The organism is Streptomyces sp. NPDC085524, assembly GCF_044541755.1.
GTDB lineage: Bacteria > Actinomycetota > Actinomycetes > Streptomycetales > Streptomycetaceae > Streptomyces.
The window spans coordinates 210,180-231,569 of the sequence record NZ_JBITTH010000005.1 but is presented as its reverse complement, the minus strand read 5'-3'; the positions used below and the strand labels follow the sequence as shown (position 1 = coordinate 231,569).

Sequence of the window (21,390 nt, the reverse complement as noted above, 5' to 3'; positions counted from 1 at the left end):
CCTGCACCGCACCCCCGCACCGCACCCCCGCCCCCTCCGTACCCCCGCCCCCGAACACCTCGCTTGCCCCGATGAAGTGGAGAGCCCCCATGACCTCAACAGAAGACGCCCCCCGCGTGATCGAGGCGGCAGCCGTGCCGACCCGATTCGCCCGCGGCTGGCACTGCCTCGGACTCGCCGACTCCTTCAAGGACGGCGCCCCCCACGAGGTCGAGGCCTTCGGCACCAAGCTCGTCGTCTTCCAGAGCCAGGACACCGGCGCACTGCACGTCCTGAACGCCCACTGCCCCCACATGGGCGGCAACCTCGCCCACGGCACCGTCAAGGGCGACACCCTCGCCTGCCCCTTCCACGACTGGCGCTGGTCCGGCAACGGCCGCTGCGCCGACATCCCGTACGCCCGCCGCGTCCCCGCCCGCGCCCGGACCCGCTCCTGGACCACCCTGGAGCGCAACGCCCAGCTCTACGTATGGAACGACCCGGAGGGCAACCCGCCGCCCGAGGGCGTCACCATCCCCGAGATCGAGGGCGTCGGCAGCCCCGAGTGGAGCGACTGGAGCTGGAACTTCCTGCGCGTGGAGAACTCCAACTGCCGGGAGATCGTCGACAACGTCGTCGACATGGCGCACTTCTACTACGTGCACTACGCCTTCCCGCACTACTTCAAGAACGTCTTCGACGGGCACGTGGCCACCCAGTACATGGAGTCCACCCCGCGCGGCGACGTCGACCTCGGCACCCTCTCCACCGGCGGCGGCCTGCGCTCCGACGCCTCCTACTACGGCCCCTCCTACATGATCGACAAGCTGTGGAGCGACGTCGGCGGGGGAGTCGAGCTGGAGTCCGTCCTGATCAACTGCCATTACCCGATCGACGAGAACGGCTTCATGCTCATGTACGGGGCGATCGTCAAGAAGCTCCCCGGCATGACCGACGAACAGGCCGCCGACGCCGCCCGCCTCACCTCCGAGGGCCTCGCCGTGGGCTTCGAGCAGGACGTCGAGATCTGGAAGAACAAGACCCGCATCGACAACCCCCTCCTGACGGAGGAGGACGGGCCGGTCTACCAGCTCCGCCGCTGGTACGAGCAGTTCTACGTGGACGCCGCCGACGTCAAGGACGAGATGGTGCGCCGCTTCGAGTTCGAGATCGACACCACCCGTGCCACCGCCGCCTGGAAGGCCGAGGTCGCCGAGAACCTGGCCCGCCGCGCGGCGGCCCCGACGGCCGGCGGCCTGTGATGCGCCCCGTCGCGTGCGGGGAGTGCGGCACCGCCGTGCTGTGCGAGAAGTTCAGCCCCGCGCACACCCAGGTCCAGTGGACCGACGAGGCCGCCGCCACCTGCCCCCGCATCGCCGCACGGGTGGCCGCCGGGGAACTCAGCGCCCGGGTCCGCTCCTGTACGGCGCTCCGCGCGAGCATCGACGAGGCCGTCCGGGAAGGCCGGCTGGAGGTGCCCGCCGATGTCTGAGCACACGGCCCCGCCGGCCGGGGGACCGCTGCGGGTGCGGGTCCGGGAGCGGGTCCAGGAGACCCCGGACGCGGTGTCCCTCGTACTGGACTGCGACCTGCCCTACGCCCCCGGCCAGTTCCTCACCCTGCGGATACCCGGCGGCGCGGCCCGCTGCTACTCGCTGGCCAGCTCCCCGCACACCGGCGAGCCGATGCGGATCACCGCCAAGCGGGTCCCCGGCGGGCTCGGCTCCGGCTGGATCTGCCAGGAGGTCGCCGCCGGGGACGAGCTGGAGGTCCTGCCGCCCGCCGGCACCTTCACCCCGGGCCCCGGCGGCCTCGACCGGGACCTCCTGCTCCTCGCGGGCGGCAGCGGGATCACCCCGGTGCTCTCCCTGGCCAAATCGGCGCTCGCCGCGGGCACGGCCCGGATCGCCCTGGTGTACGCCAACCGGGACCCCGAGTCGGTGATCTTCCGCGACGAGCTGTGGGGGCTGGCCGAGGCGCACCCCGGGAGGCTGACCGTCATCCACTGGCTGGAGAGCCTCCAGGGATTGCCGACCGCCGTCCGGCTCGGCCCGCTCGTGGCCCCGTACGCCGGCCGCGAGGCCTACCTGTGCGGACCCGGCCCGCTGATGGACGCCGCCGAGAGCGCGCTGCGCGCCGCCGGTGCGCTCGCGCGCGGGATACACCGGGAGCGGTACTTCTCCCTCGGCGGCGGCGTCTTCGGCCCGCGGCCGCCCGCTCCCCGGCAGGGGGAGGGCGCCGCCGTCACCGCCGAGGTGGAGCTCGACGGCACCGCGCACACCGTGTCCTGGCCCGAGGGGACCGTGCTGCTCGACGCCCTGCTCGCCGCGGGAGTCCCGGCCCCGTACTCCTGCCGGGAAGGGGCGTGCAGTGCCTGCTGCTGCCGGGTCGTGGAGGGCAAGGTCACGATGGCCCGCAACGAGGTCCTGGACGAGGAGGACCTGGCCGAGGGGTACGTCCTGGCCTGCCAGGCCCGGCCGGAGGGCGACCGGGTCCGGGTCACCTACGACGGCTGAAGAGCCGGGAAAAAGGAACGGGCCCGGCCCCCTGGCGAGGGGTCGGGACCGGGTCCTTGTCCGTGCGATGGGATATGACTACCCGCTACATCCACTCGCTGAACCGCAGCCAGCCCATCATGTTGTCCATCGCCTGTGCCGAGACGGCCGGTTCGAGCTCCGGGCGCGGCCCCGCGGCCGCCCGGCCCGCCCGTCCGGGGCCGTACAGCTCCCGCCACACGGCCCGCGCGCACGCGCCCACCGCCGGCGCCAGCCGGGCCAGCTCGCGCTCCCCGCGGCCGGTGGAGACCGAGACGGCGGCCACCGCGCGCCCCGCGCCCCGCAGCGGCACCGCCACGCAGGAGATGCCCCGGAAGCTCTCCTCCCGGTCGTACGCCACCCCGCGCTCGCGGGTCGCGGCCAGCTCCGCGCGCAGCGCGAGGGGCCGGATCAGGGTCCGGGGCGTGCGCGGCCGCAGCCCGTGCCCGAGGACGTGTTCCAGCTCGGCCGGATCGCTGAAGGCGAGGATGGCCTTGCCGGCGGCGGTGCAGTACGCGGGCATCCGGCCGCCGACCCGGGAGGGCACGGCCGTGGCCTCGGAGCCGCCGATCCGCTCCAGGCAGACCACCTCGGCGCCGTCCAGCACCGACAGGTGCACCAGCTGCCCGGTCTGCTCGTGCAGGGCGTGCAGCAGCGGGAGGGCGGCCCGGCGCAGCCGGTTGTGGTGGGAGGCGAGCGCGCCGAGCTCCAGCATGCGCATGCCCATCCGGTAGTCGCGTCCCTCGCGGTCCAGCCAGCGCAGACGCACCAGCTGGTCGAGGATCCGGTGGGCGGAGGAGCGTGGGAGCCCGGAGCGGCGGACGACCTCGGTGAGCGAGAGCCGTGGCTGCGGGCCTTCGAAGGCGCCCAGCACCCGCGCGGCCTTCTCCAGCAGCGACAGCGCTGCCGGCTCGGTGTCCGTGACCTGGTCGAGCACGAGAAACCCCCTGCGTGAGGCGTTGGGCCGACCCTGCCACGGCCCCCCGGGCGGAGGGAAGCACTGGGAGCGATGTATTTCAATCAGTAATACTTCGGGTAGCCAGACAGGAGCTCCAGGAGAACCCGGGGAGAAGCCTCGGAGAAGGCCGGACCCGGCCCCGCCCGGCCCCAGGGCCGGCCGGAGGCTGCCCCAAGGCCGCCCCGGGAGCCCCAGGGCGGCCGGCGGCCGGTGTCCGGCCGCCGGTGGCCGGAGGGCGGGGCGGCCGGGGGCGGCGCCGGGCGGCACCCGGGGTGGGCGGCCCCCGAGGGGACCCGGCTTCCCACTCACCGGGAACCGCCCGTTCCACGCCCCCGACCCCCGGGCGTACGTTCACCGCACCTCGAAGCCGTCGACGCTGTCGACCCCCTGTCGACCCCGAGAAGTCGACCCTGAGAAAGGGACACCATGAGCGACGAAGACGTCCTCGACGCAGTCCGCGCCCTCGCCCCGGCCCTGCGCGAACGCGCCGCCGAAGCGGAGGCCCAGCGCAAGGTCCCCGAGGCGAGCATCAAGGAGCTCGCCGGCACCGGCTTCTTCCGCCTCCTCCAGCCCAGGGCCCACGGCGGCCGCGCCGCGAACCCCGCCGTCTTCTACGACGCGGTCAAGGAGATCGCCAAGGCCTGCGGCTCCACCGGCTGGGTCGCCTCCGTCGTCGGCGTCCACCCCTGGCACGTCGCCCTCTACGACCCCCGCGCCCAGGAAGAGGTCTGGGGCGCCGACCCCGACACCCGCATCTGCTCCTCCTACGCCCCCACCGGCAAGGTCACCCCCGTCGACGGAGGCTTCACCGCCAGCGGCCGCTGGCACTTCTCCTCCGGATGCGACCACGCCGACTGGGCCCTCCTCGGCGGACTCGTCACCGACGCCGACGGCCGGCCCGTGGACATGCGCACCTTCCTCGTCCCGCGCTCCCAGTACCGCATCGACGACGTCTGGGACACCGTCGGCCTGCGCGGCTCCGGCTCCAACGACATCACCCTGGACCAGGTGTTCGTCCCCGAACACCGCGCACTCAGCTTCGGCCCCGTCACCGCGCTGAAGGTGCCCGGCCACGCCGCCAACCCCGAGCCCCTCTACCGGCTCCCGTACGCCTCCGTCTTCACCACCACCATCTCCACCCCGATCGTCGGCATCGCCGAAGGCGCCTACGAGGCGTACGTAGCCGCCACCCGCGAGCGGTTCCGCATCTCCTACGGCCAGCAGGTCGCCGAGGACCCCTTCGCGCAGGTCCGCATCGCCCGCGCCGCGAGCGACATCGACGCCTCCTGGCTCCAGCTCCGCCGCAACATCGCCGAGCTGTACGCCCTCGCCGAGCGGGGCGCGGAACTGCCGATGGCGCTGCGCACCCGGGCCCGCCGCGACCAGGTCCTGGCCACCGAGCGCTGCGTCGCCGCCGTCGACCTCCTCATGGAGAACGCGGGCGGCAGCGCCATGCGCACCGGACCGAACCCCGTCCAGCGGGCCTGGCGCGACGTCCACACCGGGCGCGGCCACGCCGCCAACGACCCCGAGCGGGCCCTCGTCCTCTTCGGCCAGGGCGCCCTCGGCCTCGACATCCAGGACACGATGCTCTGATGATCACTTACGAGAGCACCTCGCGCACCGCCGAGGCCGGCGGCCTGACCCTCCACTACCACGAGGCGGGTCCCGTCGACGGCCCCGTCGTGATCCTCCTGCACGGCGGCGGCCCCGGCGCCTCGGCCTGGTCCAACTTCGGCCGCAACCTCCCCCACTTCGCCGCGGACTTCCGCACCCTCCTCGTCGACCAGCCCTGCTTCGGCAAGTCCGACAAGCCCGAGCCCGACAAGGACTTCTTCAGCTTCGCCGCCGACGCCATCGCCGCCCTCATGGACGAACTGGGCATCGAAAGGGCCCACTTCATCGGCAACTCGCTCGGCGGAGGCACCGCCACCCGCATGGCGCTCGACCACCCGGCCAAGGTCGACAAGCTCCTGCTCATGGGCCCCGGCGGGATCTCCCTCAACCTCTTCTCCGCCGACCCGACCGAAGGCATCAAGCGGCTCTTCGAGTTCTCCGGCAGCGCCGAACCCACCCGCGCGCAGATGCGCGCCTTCCTCACCACCCTCGTGTACGACCCGGCGATCGTCACCGACGAACTCGTCGAGGAGCGCTGGACCCAGGCCACCGACCCCGAAGCCGCCCTCGGCAACGCCCGGATGGGCGCCGCCTTCGCCAAGTGGCCCCAGGACACCCAGCTCTGGCGCGAGGCCCACCGCATCACCTGCCCCGTACTGCTGACCTGGGGCCGCGAGGACCGCGTCAACCCCATCGACGGGGCCTTCGTCGCCCTCAAGGCCATCCCCGACGCCCGCCTCCACGTCTTCCCGCACTGCGGCCACTGGGCGCAGACCGAGGCCGCCGCCGAATTCAACCGCCTCGCCACCGACTTCTTCGCACACTAGGAGCCCGCACATGGACATCCGCGCACTCGGATACCTCCGCATCGAGACCGCCGACCTCGCCGCCTGGCGCCGCTACGTCCTCGACGTCCTCGGCATGACCGAGGCCCAGGGCTCCACGGACACGCAGCTGAACGTCCGCATCGACGACCGCATCCACCGCTTCCAGTTCGTCGCCGGCAGCCAGGACCGGCTGCTCGCCGCAGGCTTCGAACTCGCGAACGCCAAGGCGCTCGCCGAGGCCGCCGCCGAGTTGGAGGCCGCCGGACACGCCGTCAAGCCCGGCGACGCCGCCACCCTCGCCGACCGCCGCGTCCAGGGCCTGGTCCACTGCGAGGATCCCAGCGGCAACCCGCTGGAGCTCTACTGGGGCCAGGCCCAGGACCACACCCCGCTCGCCTCCCCGTACGGCAACCGCTTCGTCACCGGCGAACTCGGCCTCGGCCACGTCGTCCTCCCGGCCCCCGACACCGAGACCACCCTCGACTTCTACGAGAACCTCCTCGGCTTCCAGCTGCGCGACTCGATGAAGCTGCCCCCCGTCGCGGTCCCCACCGGAGCCCCCGGCAAGGACTTCCACTGGATGCACTTCCTCAGCCCCAACCGCCGCCACCACAGCCTCGGCCTCTACCCAGGCGCCCTGCCCCCCGGCATCGTCCACTTCATGGTCGAACTGGAGCGCCTCGACGACGTCGGCTACTGCCTGGACCGCATGAACGCGGCCGGCATCCCCATCGCCTCCACCCTCGGCCGGCACTCCAACGACCACATGGTCTCCTTCTACGCCCAGGCCCCCGGCGGCTTCCAGGTCGAGTACGGCTGGGACGGGCTGATCGTCGACCCCGCCACCTGGACGGCGAAGGAGATCACCGCCGACAGCTTCTGGGGCCACCAGTGGAACGGCTGACCGCAGCCGCCCCCGTCGACCCGGCCGCCCCCGTCGACCCGGCCGCCTTCCGCGAGGTGCTCGGCGCCTTCGCCTCCGGGATCACCGTCGTCGCGGCCGTCGGGGACGACGGCCGCCCGGCGGGCCTGGCCTGCCAGTCCTTCGCCTCCCTGTCCCTGGACCCGCCGCTGGTCCTGCTGTGCGTGGGGAAGTCCTCCTCCAGCTGGCCCGCCGTGCAGGCGGCCGGCCGGTTCGGGGTCAGCATCCTCGCCGAGGAACAGCGCGAGGTCTGCCAGGCCCTCGGCCGCCGCGGCGGCGAGAAGTTCGACGGCGTCGCATGGGAACTCTCCGGGCACGGAGCCGTCCGGATCACCGGGGCCCTCGCCGCCGTCGACTGCGCCCTCGAAGAGGTCCACGAAGCCGGCGACCACTACCTGGTCACCGCCCGGATCCTCGAACTGGCCGCCCGCGAAGGCGGATCGCCCCTGCTCTACTTCCGCAGCGACTACGCCACCGGAGCCTTCGAATGACCGACCAGCCCGAGTACGAGTACGACGTGGTCGTGGTGGGATCCGGCGCGGCCGGCCTGGCCGCCGCCGTCACCGCCCGGCTGCGCGGCCTGAGCGCCCTCGTCGTCGAGAAGACCGACAAGTACGGCGGCTCCACCGCCCTGTCCGGCGGCGCGATCTGGGTCCCCGGCAACTTCCACCTCGACCGGGCCGGCCTCGCCGACACCCGCGAGAAGGCCCGCGCCTACCTCGACGCCACCGTCGGCGACCGGGTCCCCGACGCCCGCAAGGACGCCTACCTCGCCCACGGGCCGCGCATGGTCGAGGAGTTCCACGACCGCACCGCGATCCGCTTCATGTACACCCCCGGCTACTCGGACTACTTCCCCGAGGCCCAGGGCGGCATGGCGCAGGGCCGCTCCATCGAACCGTGCATCGTGGACTTCAAGCAGCTGGGCGCCCTGCGCCACGACATGCGCCGGGCGGGCCTGCCCACGTACGGGCTGACCATGACCTCGTACGACTTCCGCTTCCTGAACATGGTCAGCCGCACCTGGGCGGGCAGGAAGGTGTCCCTCAAGGTCGGGGCGCGCGCCGTGAAGGCGCTGCTCACCGGCCGCACCCTGCTGTCCCTCGGCGAGGCGCTGGTCGCCCGGATGCGGCTCTCCCTGCACCGGCTCGGCGGCGACCTGTGGCTGTCGGCGCCGCTGACCGGCCTGGTCACCGACGCCTCCGGCCGGGTGACGGGCGTACGGGTCACCCGGGACGGGCGCGAGGTGACCGTACGGGCCCGGGGCGGGGTGGTACTGGCCTCCGGCGGGTTCTCCCACGACCAGCAGCTGCGCGACAAGCACCTGCCGCACCCCACCTCCACGGCCTGGACGCACGCCTCCGAGGGCCAGACAGGGGACGCCCTGCGGCTCGGCGAGGAACTCGGCGCCGCCACCGACCTCCTCGACAGGGTGTGGGGCGCACCCTCCGTGTGCCCGCCCGGCGAGAAGCCGTTCTTCCTCGTCGCCGACCGGGGCATCCCGGGGATGGTCATCGTCAACGAGGCGGGGGAGCGGTACGCGAACGAGGCCGCGCCCTACCACGCGTTCGTGGACCGGATGTACGCCGCCGACCGCCCGGAGGCCAGGACCGTGCCCTCCTGGCTGATCCTCGACGCACGCTCCAAGGCCCGGTACATCTTCGCCGGCCTCTTCCCCGGCCAGCCCTTCCCCAAGCGGTGGCTGGCGAGCGGCTTCCTGAAGAAGGCCGACAGCGTGGAGGAGCTGGCCCGGCAGATCTCGGCGCCGGGGCTGCCCGCCGCGATCCGCCGCTTCAACGGCTTCGCCGAGCGGGGCGCCGACGAGGACTTCGGCCGCGGCAGCAGCGTCTACGACCGCTACTACGGCGACCCGACCCTGCCCCACCCCAACCTGGCACCGATCGACAAGGGCCCCTTCTACGCCGTCCCCGTCCACCCCGGGGACATCGGCACCAAGGGTGGCCTGGTCACCGACGGGGACGGCCGGGTCCTGCGCGAGGACGGCACCGTGATCCCGGGCCTGTACGCCTCCGGGAACTGCTCGGCGGCGGTCATGGGGGAGACCTACCCCGGCCCCGGCGCGACGATCGGCCCCGCCATGGCCTTCAGCTGGGCGGCGGTCAACGCCATCGCGGGGGAGCGGCCGGACCCGGCCCGCTGACGGGGCGGCGGGCCGGACGGGGCGGCGGCTGCGGGCCCGGCACGGGGCCCGGCAGCGGCTAGGACAGCTTGCCGCCGTAGTCCGGCAGCTTGACGGTGAGTTCGGCGTGCCCGCCGACGAGGTCGCTCGTGTTGTTGCCGATGTTGGCGATGATCGTGTAGCCGCGCGCCTCGATCTCCGCGCGCTTGCCCGTCTTGTAGGCGCTGACCTCGTCGAACAGGTCGGGCAGGTCGCGGACGTAGAGGCCCGAGACGGGGTAGCCGACGGCCCGCAGGTTGCGCTCGGTGAGGGAGTAGACGATCCCCGGGCGGGCGGTGACGAAGAAGACGGCCACCCCGCGGTCGTTCGCGTACCGGGTCAGCTCGCGGACCTTGGCGATCGCGGGGGTCGGGAAGGTCCAGAACCAGTGGAAGTCCGTCTCCAGCGAGCTGTTGTCGATGTCGAGGACGATCGCGGGCTTCTCGCCGGCCGGGGAGGCCGCGATGCGCTGCTCGATCGCGGGGCGGACCGCGTCGATGACGCCCGCCACGTCGCGCTGCCAGGTGGCGTAGTCGATGCCGAGGATCGCCGCGTTCCCGCCGGGCGCGGACGCGGTGCGGCTCGTCACCGCGGCGGGGGCGGGCGCGGCCTGGGCGGCGCCGGCCGGAACCAGGGTCAGGACGGCGGCGGCCGCGGCCAGAGCGGCGGTGGTGGCGGCGGTACGGGTGCTGCGCATGTGGGGGACGCTCCTCGGTCACGCATTGGCATGTACGCGCCCAGCGTTGTCCGGATCCCGCCCCCATGTCTACTGGTCGGTAGGAAACTTTTCGTAGCCGAGCGGTGAACCCGCGGACGTCCGGTCGAGTTGGTGGAGGTGGTCGGCGGCTTCGGACGCGCGGGGGTTGTTGAGCCGGACGAGCGAGTCGTGTGCGGCGGTCAGGGCCGCGCGGGCGTCGTGGTGGCGCGTGAGGTGGCGCAGGACGATGCCGAGGTCGAGGCGGGCCGGTTCGCTCCATGCGGGCATCTGCGCTGCCTGGAAGTGGGTGAGAGCGTAGCCAAGAGGGTGTTCCGCTTCGTCCCATCGGTGGAGGGCGGCGAGGTCGTTGCCGATGTGCTGGCGGGTTACGGCGAGGTAGAGGCCGATCAGTTCCCGCGGCTTTCCGGCGACGCCGGCTTGGCAGATGGCTTCGCTGCGCCGGTGGATGGCCAGGGCTTCCTCGGCGCGGCCGGTCTGGCGCAGGTGCTGGCCGAGGGTGTTGAGGACGGTGAGTTCGGCGAGGCGGCTCTCCGGGCCGGTCTGCCCGCTGAGGTGGTCGGCGGCTTCTTGGAGCCGGATGATGGATTCGCCGGTTCGCCCGAGCCGGTGGAGGGCGCCGGCGGCGTAGCCCAGGGCCCAGCCGGCCTGGAGCCGGTCGCCGCTTTCACGCGCCGCGGCCAGGGCGGCCTGTGCGCTGGTCAGGGCGGCGGTGTGGTCGTGGAGACCCATGTTGTACGCCCAGGCGAGGTAGTTGAGGTGGACGGCCTCGTCGCGTTTGCTGCCCAATGCGCGGGCGGAGTCGACGGCCCACTGGAAGACCTGTGCCCAGGCTTCCCAGTGCGGGGTGCGGTCGGAGAACCAGTGCATCGCCTCGGCGGTGTCGATGACCTGTTGGTGCAGGCCGCGGGCTTGGGCGCGGCCCAGGGCGGCGAGCCACTGGGCCTTCTCGGCCTCCAGCCAGACCCGTGCCTGTTCGTGGTCGGCGGGTGCGGTGGCGGGATCGGGGTCGGGGGTGGGGCTGGTGTCGGGGTGGGGTGCGGTGTCGAAGAGCTGGGCTGCGGCCTTCGCGCGGTGCAGTGTCCAGAGGTCGGCCCGGTCCTGGGCGGCGGCGGTGTGCGCGGGCCCGTCCTCTTCTGCGAGTTGTTCGGCGGCGAAGAGGCGGAGCAGGTCGTGGAAGCGGTAGCGGTCGGCGGTGGGGTGGGGCTGGAGCAGTCCGGCGTCGGTGAGGTCCTGTGCGCATGCAGCGGCTTGGCGCAGTGGCAGTCCTGCCAGGAGGGCGGCGCTCTGAGGGCTGAAGTCGGGGCCGGCGGTGAGCGAGGCGCGGCGGAAGACGGTGCGGGCGGGTGGGGGCAGTTGCCGATAGGACAGGGCGAATGCGGCGCGGACCTGCAGTGAGCCGGCTCGCAGCGCGTCCAGGCGTGTGGTGTCTTCGGCGAGCTGGGTTGCGAGTTTGCCGAGGTGTTCGCCGGGGCGGGCGGCGAGGCGTTGTGCGGCGATGCGGACGGCGAGGGGGAGGTGGCCGCACAGGTCGGCGAGGTCGCGGGCGGCCTGGCTCTCGCGGTGTACCCGTTCGGGGCCGACGACGCGGGTGAGGAGTTCGACGGCCTCCTCGCGGCGCAGCAGCGCGAGTTCGGGGCGGTGGACTGCTTCGAGTCCGGCCAGGGTGTTGCGGCTGGTGATGAGGGTGAGGCTGGGGCTGTGGCCGGGCAGCAGGGGGCGGATTTGGTTCTCGTCGGCGGCGTTGTCCAGGAGGAGGAGGATCCGGCGGTCGCGCAGCAGGGAGCGCAGGAGGCCGCTGCGGTCCTCGGTGGTGGTGGGGATGGCGCTGTCGGCGGTGCCGAGGGCCCGCAGGAGCCGGGCGAGCGCGTCGCGCGGCGGGGTGGGGCGGGGGTCCATGCCGCGCAGGTCGATGGCGTACTGGCCGTGCGGGAAGTGGGGGGCGAGGGTGTGGGCGGCGTGGACGGCGAAGGCGGTCTTGCCCAGGCCGGGCTGTCCGCTGACCACGGCAACGGGAGGGTGAGCGGGGTCGAGGTGTTCCACCAGGGCGCGTAGCCGGTCCAGGGCAACGCCGCGGGCGGTGAAGTCGTCAAGGTCTCGCGGAAGTTCGAGGGCGTGGTGCCGAACGGGCCGTGGCTCCGGCCGGGTGGCGGAGGCTCCGGAGCGGGGGCGGGTCCGGCCGAGGCCGGCGGTGTGCTCCAGTTCGGCGGCGGCCGCGTCGTCCAGGTCCAGGGCGGTGGCCAGGGCTTGGACGGTGCGACGCTGCGGTCCCCGGGAGCGTCCGCGTTCCAGGTCCGAAAGGGCTCGCACGCTCAACCCCGCGGCCTGCGCCAGCTCCTCCTGACTGAGCCCTGCACCCGTTCGCAGAGCGTGCAGGCGCGCGGCGAACCCCTCGTTGCTCATGGCTCGAATCCCCTGGTCGGCGTGGTCACCCCGAGTCGGCGGGCGCTACCGGCAGAAGTATGCCAAGGCGTTACGTCTACTTCTGCCGGTGGAAGTTCGTGGTCCGTGCCCCGTCCGGGCGGGTTGGCTGGGCACCGGCGGGCGGGGCCGTAGCCGTTCGGCTTCTGCCGAAGGAACCGCGTGGTCCGGCCCGTATCCGCCGTGTCGGCCCGGCCCGGCTCGACACGGACGGTCGGCGGCCGGTCCGCCGGGCATCACGCCGCCCGCGCCGCCCGCACCGTCGACCGGCAACCGGTGCCGCACGCCCGCTCCGGTTCCAACGACCGTCTTGACCCTGGGGAACGACATGCTTGCAAGAGGCTTCCGCGTACTGCGAAGGCTGTGCCTACCCGTCCTTTCGCTGCTCTTCCTGGCCACGATGCTGCCCACCCCGACGCCCGCGGTGGCCGCGTCCGGCAGCAAGTACGGAGACGCCCGCCTCGACCAGTGGTCGTCGCTGACCACCCACAACTCCTACGCGGACTCAGGGGCGGTACCGCCGCGGAACCAGTGGCGCAACATCTCCCGGCAGCTCGACGACGGCGTGCGCGGGCTGATGCTCGACACCTACGACATCGCCTACGACCAGGAGGGCAACGTCGACGTGATGCTGTGCCACTCCCAGTTCGTCTGCTTCGAGAACTTCCGCAGCGGGCTCGGCCGGGTGGTGGACTTCCTCAAGAGCCACCCGGATGAAGTGGTCACGGTCTTCCTGGAGAACTACGCCAGCCGAGCCTCGCTCACCGACGCGGTCAGCGACGTGCTGGAGGCCAAGAACGCGAAGAACCTGCTGTTCTCGCCCAACCAGTACGACATCGACAACCGCAACTGGCCGCGGCTGCGCGACATGGTCTCCGACAACCGCCGCCTGGTGGTGTTCCAGGACAGGTGGGGGGACGACGTCGCGGTCAAGTCCGGCGACGGGAGCAAGGAATACGGGCGCCTCATGTACACCTGGAAGCGCACGGTGGAGACGCTCTACGACTACGACGACGACTGGCCGCACGGGTGCGCGTCGCGCAACAGCAACCCGGTGGGGCAGAACCCCATGCCGGGCACGGCGCTGACGCCGCTCTTCACCATGAACCAGTTCGACTCGAGCGCGGCGAACCCCGAGTTCAAGGCGCCGGGCGACAACGGGTCGGCCCTGAAGAAGCGCATCGACAAGGACTGCCGTCCCGCCGCGGGCCGCAACCCGAACTACGTCGCGGTGAACTTCTACGAGCAGAGCAACACCAGCGGCGTCAACCCGCTGTCCGTGGTCAACGAACTCAACCGCAACGCCCACGTCTTCCCGCCGCACCCGGCGCTGTGGACCGTCACCCCGAACAAGCAGTTCATCGGGCAGACCTACGAGACCACTGCGCCGAACCGCTGCATGGTGCGGGGCGAGGACTTCCCCGACGGCTCGGGCGGCGTGGTGACGCAGCGGGCCTGCGCGAGCCCGGCGCCCAGCAGCCAGCAGTGGACGGGCACCCTGCCCCCCTACGACAGCCAGAACTACTACTGGATCAAGGCGGGCAACGGCTACTGCCTCACCGTCCCGTGGAACCTCGGCGTACCGCCCGGCAACGGCATGCAACTGTTCTGGTGGCCGTGCGAGAGCCGGTGGGCCTCGGACAACCAGCTCTGGGAGATCATGCCGGCGGAGCAGTACGGCGGCCGGCGCGCCACGTACTTCATCAACCGGTGGACCGGCAAATGCCTGACCCTGGACCCCGCGACGAACGGCGGCAAGTCCGGCAAGGTGACCCAGGACGTCTGTCCGACCCGCTGACGGAACCCGACACGAGCCCGGCCGATCAATCGGCCGGGCTCCCGTCGTACCCCGGCGGCTCAGGTGTCGCAGTCCAGCACGCTGCCGCACAGCCCGCACCGCGCGCGGAGCCGCCCCCGCACCGGCACCCTCACCCGCTGCTCGCACACCGGGCACGGGAAGCTCACCCGCAACCCGTCGCCGTCCACCGCCCCCTCGAAGCGGTACGCCGCCCCCGCGCCCGGCGCCGAAGCCGCCCCCGCCCGGCGGTCCTTGGCATAGCGCAGCCGGGCCACCGGCCCCGCGGCGGACAGCGGGGCCCGCCGCCGGTCCCGCTCCGCCGCGGCCCGCCCCCGCACGTACGCCTCGTACGCCTGCGGGCTGGTGAACCAGGCCGACGGGTCCTCGCCGAAGAAGGCGGCCCGCTTGGCCAGGACGAACCCGAACTCCTCCGGCGTGAGGTAGCCGAACCGCTGGTGCGTCAGCGCGTCCTCGCGGTAGGCGTCCAGCAGCAGCCAGCCCGCCCCGAGATAGGCGGCGGCGGTGTCGGTGAGGATCTCGTTCTCCGCGGTGTCCGCGAAACCCAGGCCCAGGCGGTGCAGCAGTACGTGCGCCACCTCGTGGGAGAGCGCGGCCGCCAGGTCCCGCCGGTGCGTGCGGAACCGGTCGTTGACCTCCACGAAGTACTCCGGCCCGGCGGCCAGTTCCACCGTCGCCGCGTCCTGCATCGGCCGGAAGCACACCACCATGCGCGCGTCCGGCAGCCGCAGGGCGCGCACCATGGCCGACGCCACCCGCTGCGCGCCCAGGTGCAGGTCCTCGGAGGCGTCGAAGGCCGCGTCGGCGGGGGAGAAGCTCGTCGCGTAGGCGCGGATCCCGTCGGCCGACAGCCGCCGGAACAGCGCGGTGATCGAGGCGCGCACCGCGGGCAGGTGCGGAAATCCGTGCTCGACCGGGCTGCCCGGCCTCCGGTCGTGCGTCACCGGGCACCCCCCGCCGCAAGCCCTCCGGCGCCGGCCCGCTGCTGGCCGAAAACCCGTTCTTGATGCCCGCCACCCGCCCGGTGTGTCATGGCCCCGTCATCATTTTGATGGCCCGCACCGCCCAACCCCCCACGAAAGGCAGTGTGTTGACTGTGAGCACTCTTGCGCGACTCATCAAGCGCACCCTCGCCGTCGGAGCGGTCGCCCTCGCGGCCGTCAGCCTCCAGCCCGGCGCCGCGACCGCCTCCCCGACCCCCGTCGTCGGCGGCACCCGCGCCGCCCAGGGCGAATTCCCCTTCATGGTCCGCCTCTCCATGGGCTGCGGCGGCGCCCTCTACACCCAGCAGATCGTCCTCACCGCCGCCCACTGCGTCGACGGCTCCGGCAACAACACCACCATCACCGCCACCGCCGGCGTCGTCGACCTGCGCAGCTCCAGCGCCATCAAGGTCAAGTCCACCAAGGTCCTCCAGGCTCCCGGCTACAACGGCCAGGGCAAGGACTGGGCCCTCATCAAGCTCGCCAAGCCCATCAACCTGCCCACCCTCAAGATCGCCGAGACGAAGGCCTACGACAACGGCACCTTCACCGTCGCCGGCTGGGGCGCCACCCGCGAAGGCGGAGCCCAGCAGCGCTACCTCATGAAGGCCACCGTCCCCTTCGTCTCCGACGCCGCCTGCCAGGCCGCGTACGGCAGCTCCCTCGTCCCCGCCGAGGAGATCTGCGCCGGCTTCGACCAGGGCGGCGTGGACACCTGCCAGGGCGACTCCGGCGGCCCCATGTTCCGCCGCGACAACAACAACGCCTGGATCCAGGTCGGCATCGTCAGCTGGGGCGAAGGCTGCGCCCGCCCCGACTACCCCGGCGTCTACACCGAGGTCTCCACCTTCGCCGCGGACATCAAGGCCGCCGCGGCCGGCCTCTAGCAGGAACCCTTCGTCCTTCCGGCCCAACCGCAACGGGCCGGAAGGACGAAGCCCCGCACACCCGGCCCCGTGCGCTTGCGGCCCACCGCGGACGACGTTCCCATGGGAAAGATCCATCGGACCCGTCGGCAGCGGGCGACAGCGACAGCGGGGCAGGCAGCGCATGGCGATCAGAGTGGTCATCGCGGACGACCAGGAAATGGTCAGGACCGGCTTCCGGATGATCCTCGAGAGCCAGAGCGACATCGAGGTCCTCGCCGACGTCGTCGACGGCGAGGCCGCCCTGGCCGCCGTCGAGGAACACCAGCCGGACGTCCTCCTCCTCGACATCCGCATGCCGAAACTCGACGGCCTCGAAGTCACCCGGCGCCTCTCCGGCCGCGACCGGCCGCGCATCGTCATCGTCACCACCTTCGACCTCGACGAATACGTCCACGCGGCGCTCCACGGCGGAGCGTCCGGCTTCCTCCTGAAAGACGCGAGCCCCGCCATGCTGGTTGAAGCGGTCCGGGCGGCAGCCGTCGGAGACTCCCTCGTCTCACCCGCCATCACCGTCCGCCTCCTACGGGAAATGGCCCCCCGCACCCCCGCCAACCAGGCCCGCCGCCCCGCGGAACCCCTGACCGAACGCGAACGCGACGTCGTACGCTGCCTCGCCCGCGGGCTGACCAACGCCGAGATCGCCGGCGAGCTCTACGTCTCCCTCTCCACGGTCAAGACCCACCTCGCCAACGTCCAGGCCAAACTCGACGCCCGCAACCGCGTGGAAATCGCCGCCTGGGCCTGGGAAAGCGGCCTCGCCGCCAACGCGGCGTGACGCCGCACCCCCACCGGCCCGAGCCCCGGCCCCTCCGCCACTCAAGGCGCAACCGGGCAGGCGACACCGGCCAAAATCAGCCCCTCCGGCCTTTGAGGAGCGGGATTCGGGGCGGAGCCCCGTTCTCTGAGCCGCACGAGGCAGATGGCACCGGCCGAATCCAGCCCCTCCGGCGTTTGAGGAGCGGGGTCTGGGGCGGAGCCCCAGGGAGCCCCGGCGCAGCCGGCCCGTACCTGCCCACCCCCGGCGGAGCAGAGGGCCACCGATGAGCCCGCTCAGCGGATGGGCGCGCCGCAACCCCCAGGCCGCAGGCCTGGTCCGCCTCACCCTCTCCCTCGTCCTCCTCGCCCTCGTCACCTTCGAGGGCGTCGTCCTCGCCCGCCAGCCCAGCCTCCCGCACGCCACCGTCTGGGTGTCCGGCATCCTCGTCTGCCTCAGCGCCGCGCCCTGGCCCCGCATCCCCCTCCTCACCCGCGCCTGGTTCGCCGCCGCCGTCACCTGGACCGCCACCCTCGCCCTGATGTTCGGCCACCACCCCCTCGTCGTCTGGGGCGGCGGCGAGGCCCTCGCCCTCCTCGTCCTCCTCTCCCAGGTCCTGCTCCGCGCCCCCGCCCGCACCGCCGCCGTCCTCGGCCCCCTCCTCGGCCTCGGCTGCATGGCCGTACCCGTACGGGACACCGACCCCGGCCGCTTCACCCTCCTCTTCTCCGTCCTCACCGTCGTCATCAGCAGCTACTCGCTCCTCCTGCGCCTCCAGTCCACCCAGCGCCTGCGCGACCTGCAGGCCGTCCGCACCGCCGAACGCCTCGAGCTCGCCCGCGAGCTCCACGACCTCGTCGCCCACCACGTCACCGGCATCGTCGTCGAGGCCCGCGCCGCCCGCTTCACCAAGGTCTCCGCCGAACGCGCCGCCGAGATCTTCGGCCGCATCGAGACCGCCGGCGACGAAGCCCTCGGCTCCATGCGCCGCGTCGTCAAGGTCCTGCGCGAGAACGACACCCCCGGCGTGAACACCGCCGCCACCGCCGCCACCACCCCCGTCGCCGGCCTCGCCGGCCTCGCCGACATCCGCGAACTCACCGAACGGCTCTCCGCCACCGGCCCGCCCGTGACCCTCTACATCGAGGAAGGCCTGCAGGACCGCATCCCCGGCCACGTCGCCGCCACCGCCCACCGCATCGTCCTGGAAGCCCTCACCAACACCGGCAAGCACGCCGCCACCGCCACCGCCGTCCGCGTCGGCCTGCGCACCACCCCCACCGGCCTGGAAGTCCGGATCACCGACGACGGCGGCCACCCCGCCAAACTCTCCGAGAACGCCCGCGGCGGCGGCTACGGGCTCGCCGGAATGACCGAACGCGCCGAAGCCCTCGGCGGCACCCTCACCGCCGGACCCACCCCCGAAGGCGGCTGGGGCGTCACCGCGCTCCTGCCCCTGTGACCCCGAGATCACAGCCCCGTCTCACCAACCGGCCGCCCGAGGCCCCGGCGGCCCCCCGCCACGTATTCTCGGTGACCATGAACAACAGTGCCATCGACCAGCGCGTTGCCGCCGAACTCGCCCGCCTGCGGGACAGCATCGACAACATCGACGCGGCCGTGGTCCACATGCTCGCCGAGCGTTTCAAGTGCACCCAGCAGGTCGGCCACCTCAAGGCCCGCCACCAGCTCCCCCCGGCCGACCCGGGACGCGAAGCCGCCCAGATCGCACGACTGCGCCAGCTCGCCGAGAACGCCAAACTGGACCCGGCCTTCGCCGAGAAGCTCCTCAACTTCATCATCGCCGAGGTCATCCGCCACCACGAGACCATCGCCGCGGGCGAAGACGAGGCATAACCGGAGCGCAGGCCCGGCCGGACGCCGCCAGAGCCTTCCGATCAGGTGACTGGGGTCCGACTGCCCACTGCGGCAGCATGGGCCCCATGTCCGCACTGACGCGCAACGAAGCGCAACTCCGAGCCCGGCTCCTCGACGTCCACCACTACGCCGTCACCCTCGACCTCACCGTCGGCGACGAAACCTTCGACTCCAGCGTCCACATCCGCTTCACCGCACGCACCGCGGGCGACACCTTCGTCGAGCTCAAGCCGGAAACCCTGAAATCCGCCCTCCTGGACGGCGAGCCCCTCCCCGTCACCGCACTCCAGGACAACCGCCTCCCCCTCACCGGCCTCACCGAAGGCCCCCACGAGCTGCGCATCGACACCCGCATGCGCTACTCCCGCACCGGCGAAGGCCTCCACCGCTTCACCGACCCCGCCGACGGCGAGACGTACGTCTACAGCCAGATGTTCATGGACGACGTCCAGCGCGTCTTTCCGGCCTTCGACCAGCCCGACCTCAAGGCCGTCTTCGAATTCACCGTCACCGCCCCCGCCCACTGGACGGTCCTCGCCAACGGAATCACCACCCGCACCGGCGAACGCGACCACACCGGCGAAGGCGACCACACCGGCGAAGGCGACACGCAGCGGCCCGCCGCCGGCATCTGGCAGTCCGCCCCCACCCCCCTCATCTCCACCTACCTCGCCGCCGTCGCCGCAGGCCCCTGGCACAGCGTCCGCACCCAGCACGCCGGACTGCCCTTCGGCATCCACTGCCGCCGCTCCCTCGCCCCCCACCTGGACACCGACGCCGAAGAGATCCTCTCCATCACCACGGCCTGCTTCGACCGCTACCAGGAGAAGTTCACCGAGCCCTACCCCTTCGACTCCTACGACCAGGCCTTCGTACCCGAATTCAACGCCGGAGCCATGGAGAACCCCGGACTCGTCACCTTCCGCGACGAGTTCATCTACCGCTCCGCCGTCACCGACACCGAACGCCAGTCCCGCGCCATGGTCATCGCCCACGAGATGGCCCACATGTGGTTCGGCGACCTCGTCACCCTCGCCTGGTTCGACGACATCTGGCTCAACGAGTCCTTCGCCGAATACATGGGCTACCAGACCCTCACCGAAGCCACCCGCTTCACCGACACCTGGACCGAATTCGGCGTCACCCGCAAACCCTGGGGCTACGACGCCGACCAGCGCCCCTCCACCCACCCCGTCGCCCCCACCCCCGACGACGTCCCCGACACCGCCTCCGCCCTCCTCAACTTCGACGGCATCTCCTACGCCAAGGGCGCCTCCGCCCTGCGCCAGCTCGTCGCCTGGCTCGGCGAGAAGGACTTCCTCGCCGGAATCAACACCCACTTCTCCCGCCACAAGTTCGCCAACGCCTCCCTCGCCGACTTCGTCGACTCCCTCGCCGCCCACACCGAACGCGACGTCCACGCCTGGGCCGACATCTGGCTGCGCACCACCGGCATCGACACCCTCACCCCCCAGATCGAGGAAGACCCCCAAGGGACCGCCGCACCCACCGGCTGGACCCTCACCGTCGACCGCCACGGCACCCGCCCCCACCACGTCGCCGTCGGCGTCTACGACCGCGACCCCGCCGACGGCCGCCTCCTCGAACGCACCGAACTCCTCCACCTCGACGTCCCCTCCGACGAGGTCCTCTCCGTCAGCGGCCCCCGCCCCGCCCTCCTCGTCGTCAACGACGACGACCTCACCTACGCCAAGGTCCGCCTCGACGAAACCTCCGTCGAAACCGTCCTGCGCAGCCTCTCCGGCATCCCCGGCCCCCTCACCCGCGCCGTCGTCTGGAACTCCCTGCGCGACATGGTCCGCGACGGCGAACTCGACCCGCAGGACTACCTCACCACCGCCGAGGCACACCTGCCCCAGGAACACGACCTCGCCATCGTCCAGGGCGTCCTCACCTTCGCCCGCACCCAGATCGCCGTCCGCTACCTCCCGCCCGAACAGCGCACCGCAGCCCTCAACACCCTCACGGCCATCGGCCGCGACCTGCTGCGCCGCACCGAGGACGGCTCCGACCCGGGCCTGCGGCTGACCGCCGTACGCGCCCTCGTCGACAGCGCCACCCAGCCCGACACCATCGCCGCCTGGCTCGCCGACGACTCCGTCCCCGGCGGACCCGAACTCGACCCCGAACTGCGCTGGCGCATCCTCGCCCGGCTCTGCGTACTCGGCGCCGCCGACGGATCCGCCATCGACACCGCACTGGCCGCCGACCCCAGCGCCACCGGCGAGGAAGGCGCCGCCCGCTGCCGCGCCGCCCTTCCCACCCCCGAGGCCAAGGCCGCCGCCTGGGACCGCCTCTTCCACGACGACACCCTGTCCAACTACCTCTTCAGCGCCACCGCCCAGGGCTTCTGGCAGCCCGAACAGACCGACCTCGTACGGGACTACGTGCCCCGCTTCTACCCCGAGGCCGTGGCCCTCGGCACCCGCCGCGGACCCGCCATCGCCGAAGCCGCCGGCCGCTGGGCGTTCCCCGTCTACGCCATCGACGAAGCCAACCTCACGTCCGGCCGAACCTGCCTGGCGAACGAGGACATCCTCCCCCTCCTCCGCCGCAAACTGATCGACCAACTGGACGACCTGTCCCGAGCCCTCCGCGTCCGCGGCGCCTGACCCCCCTGCCGGGCCGCAAGCCGGACCCCGCCCCGCGCCGCGTACCGGGGCTCCACCCCAGACCCCGCGCCTCAAACTCCCCCAGCCACCGCTGGGAGGTGCCCCCTGGCGAGGCTGCCGTTTCAGCCCGCCCGGCGTTTGAGGACCGGGGTCCGGGGCGGGGAGCAGCTCCGTGCAGCAGCCCCGAACGCGAACAAAACCCGGAAAAACCCCGGCAGGGTTACCCCATTCGGGTCTGATCGTTG

At 72.4% G+C, this 21,390-nt stretch carries 18 protein-coding genes; 14 read left to right on the top strand and 4 right to left on the bottom strand.

Going from position 1 to position 21,390, the window contains the following annotated elements; all coding sequences use genetic code 11:
* The first annotated feature begins 89 nt into the window (after positions 1–89).
* From ACIGFK_RS09775 to ACIGFK_RS09765, 3 genes are read left to right on the top strand one after another with little or no spacing between them, the layout of a single operon-like run.
* Positions 90–1,241: a Rieske 2Fe-2S domain-containing protein gene (locus tag ACIGFK_RS09775; RefSeq protein ID WP_376661793.1), complete on the top strand. Its 1,152-nt coding sequence runs from the start codon at positions 90–92 to the stop codon at positions 1,239–1,241.
* Positions 1,241–1,471 (top strand): hypothetical protein, encoded by a 231-nt coding sequence (locus ACIGFK_RS09770; RefSeq protein ID WP_376661792.1) that lies wholly within the window; start codon positions 1,241–1,243, stop codon positions 1,469–1,471. The genes ACIGFK_RS09775 and ACIGFK_RS09770 overlap by 1 nt, the downstream gene beginning before the upstream one ends.
* Positions 1,464–2,495, top strand: coding sequence for a 2Fe-2S iron-sulfur cluster-binding protein (locus ACIGFK_RS09765; RefSeq protein ID WP_376661791.1), 1,032 nt, complete (start codon positions 1,464–1,466; stop codon positions 2,493–2,495). The genes ACIGFK_RS09770 and ACIGFK_RS09765 overlap by 8 nt, the downstream gene beginning before the upstream one ends.
* Before the next feature lie 85 nt (positions 2,496–2,580).
* On the opposite strand, the gene ACIGFK_RS09760 is transcribed toward ACIGFK_RS09765, so the two are convergent.
* The gene (locus tag ACIGFK_RS09760; protein WP_376661790.1) at positions 2,581–3,450 is read right to left on the bottom strand and encodes an IclR family transcriptional regulator; all 870 of its coding nucleotides are present in this window, start codon (positions 3,448–3,450) and stop codon (positions 2,581–2,583) included.
* A gap of 447 nt (positions 3,451–3,897) precedes the next feature.
* Here ACIGFK_RS09760 and hsaA point away from each other — a divergent pair, with 447 nt between their 5' ends.
* From hsaA to ACIGFK_RS09735, 5 genes are read left to right on the top strand one after another with little or no spacing between them, the layout of a single operon-like run.
* On the top strand, positions 3,898–5,067 hold the full coding sequence (hsaA, locus tag ACIGFK_RS09755) for a 3-hydroxy-9,10-secoandrosta-1,3,5(10)-triene-9,17-dione monooxygenase oxygenase subunit (RefSeq protein WP_400051157.1): 1,170 nt from the start codon (positions 3,898–3,900) through the stop codon (positions 5,065–5,067).
* The gene (gene hsaD, locus ACIGFK_RS09750; RefSeq protein WP_400051155.1) at positions 5,067–5,915 is read left to right on the top strand and encodes a 4,5:9,10-diseco-3-hydroxy-5,9,17-trioxoandrosta-1(10),2-diene-4-oate hydrolase; all 849 of its coding nucleotides are present in this window, start codon (positions 5,067–5,069) and stop codon (positions 5,913–5,915) included. Before hsaA ends, hsaD begins: the two co-directional genes overlap by 1 nt.
* Before the next feature lie 10 nt (positions 5,916–5,925).
* Positions 5,926–6,819 carry a VOC family protein gene (locus ACIGFK_RS09745; protein WP_400051154.1) on the top strand — a complete coding sequence of 298 codons (894 nt, stop codon included), beginning with the start codon at positions 5,926–5,928 and terminating at the stop codon, positions 6,817–6,819.
* Entirely contained in the window at positions 6,807–7,328 is a 522-nt protein-coding gene (locus ACIGFK_RS09740) for a flavin reductase family protein (RefSeq protein ID WP_386465169.1), read from the top strand. The genes ACIGFK_RS09745 and ACIGFK_RS09740 overlap by 13 nt, the downstream gene beginning before the upstream one ends.
* Positions 7,325–8,998, top strand: a complete 1,674-nt coding sequence (locus ACIGFK_RS09735; protein ID WP_376661201.1) for an FAD-dependent oxidoreductase — start codon at positions 7,325–7,327, stop codon at positions 8,996–8,998. Before ACIGFK_RS09740 ends, ACIGFK_RS09735 begins: the two co-directional genes overlap by 4 nt.
* 58 nt (positions 8,999–9,056) lie before the next feature.
* Here the strand turns inward: ACIGFK_RS09735 and ACIGFK_RS09730 are convergent, their stop codons facing one another.
* A complete protein-coding gene (locus ACIGFK_RS09730; protein WP_376661202.1) occupies positions 9,057–9,713 on the bottom strand; it encodes an HAD family acid phosphatase in 657 nt (218 codons plus the stop codon).
* Positions 9,714–9,782: 69 nt separating this feature from the next.
* On the bottom strand, positions 9,783–12,134 hold the full coding sequence (locus tag ACIGFK_RS09725; protein ID WP_400051152.1) for a helix-turn-helix domain-containing protein: 2,352 nt from the start codon (positions 12,132–12,134) through the stop codon (positions 9,783–9,785).
* Between the two features lie 346 nt (positions 12,135–12,480).
* On the opposite strand from ACIGFK_RS09725, the gene ACIGFK_RS09720 reads away from it, so the two are divergent.
* Entirely contained in the window at positions 12,481–13,950 is a 1,470-nt protein-coding gene (locus ACIGFK_RS09720; RefSeq protein WP_400051150.1) for a hypothetical protein, read from the top strand.
* A 59-nt stretch (positions 13,951–14,009) separates the two neighbouring features.
* Here ACIGFK_RS09720 and ACIGFK_RS09715 read toward each other — a convergent pair whose 3' ends face one another.
* Positions 14,010–14,912 carry a hypothetical protein gene (locus ACIGFK_RS09715; protein ID WP_376661205.1) on the bottom strand — a complete coding sequence of 301 codons (903 nt, stop codon included), beginning with the start codon at positions 14,910–14,912 and terminating at the stop codon, positions 14,010–14,012.
* 107 nt (positions 14,913–15,019) lie between these two features.
* Here ACIGFK_RS09715 and ACIGFK_RS09710 point away from each other — a divergent pair, with 107 nt between their 5' ends.
* The 5 genes from ACIGFK_RS09710 to pepN all read left to right on the top strand — a co-directional run bounded on the left by ACIGFK_RS09710 (position 15,020) and on the right by pepN (position 21,145).
* A complete protein-coding gene (locus ACIGFK_RS09710; RefSeq protein WP_376661206.1) occupies positions 15,020–15,838 on the top strand; it encodes a serine protease in 819 nt (272 codons plus the stop codon).
* Positions 15,839–16,001: 163 nt separating this feature from the next.
* A complete protein-coding gene (locus ACIGFK_RS09705) occupies positions 16,002–16,655 on the top strand; it encodes a response regulator (protein ID WP_386465179.1) in 654 nt (217 codons plus the stop codon).
* A gap of 265 nt (positions 16,656–16,920) precedes the next feature.
* Complete coding sequence (locus tag ACIGFK_RS09700) at positions 16,921–18,096, top strand: sensor histidine kinase (RefSeq protein ID WP_400051148.1); 1,176 nt, start codon at positions 16,921–16,923, stop codon at positions 18,094–18,096.
* A gap of 77 nt (positions 18,097–18,173) precedes the next feature.
* Positions 18,174–18,491, top strand: a complete 318-nt coding sequence (locus ACIGFK_RS09695; RefSeq protein ID WP_376659947.1) for a chorismate mutase — start codon at positions 18,174–18,176, stop codon at positions 18,489–18,491.
* A gap of 86 nt (positions 18,492–18,577) precedes the next feature.
* Positions 18,578–21,145, top strand: a complete 2,568-nt coding sequence (pepN, locus tag ACIGFK_RS09690; protein ID WP_400051147.1) for an aminopeptidase N — start codon at positions 18,578–18,580, stop codon at positions 21,143–21,145.
* The last annotated feature ends 245 nt before the right edge of the window (positions 21,146–21,390 follow it).